The organism is Alkalibacterium sp. s-m-28 (genome assembly GCF_054658175.1).
The window spans coordinates 1-223 of record NZ_BAAGIQ010000522.1 but is presented as its reverse complement, the minus strand read 5'-3'; the positions used below and the strand labels follow the sequence as shown (position 1 = coordinate 223).

1 protein-coding gene is annotated in these 223 nt (G+C 43.9%); it reads right to left on the bottom strand.

What is annotated here, in order from left to right:
• Nucleotides 1-5: 5 nt before the first annotated feature.
• On the bottom strand, nucleotides 6-223 hold a 218-nt coding region (locus tag ACYQ4S_RS13110), incomplete at its 5' end, for a hypothetical protein (protein WP_459771627.1).

The window sequence follows — 223 nt, the reverse complement described above, 5'->3', positions numbered from 1 at the left end:
ATTGTTCAGTCCTTCCTAACTTTCGTTAGTACTATGACGTCTGCTGACTTCTCTTCCTCCAGTTTTCCATCACTGAAAAAGTTTGATATAAAGAAAGAGACCTCCCCGGGTAAGAACGACAACCTTCTGCTCATGTCACTGCTCCATTTACTGTACAGGATTCGGGCAGTATCGGACTTCACTTTGTTTCGCAAGCTCATCCGTCCTGATTCAGCCTTTGTAT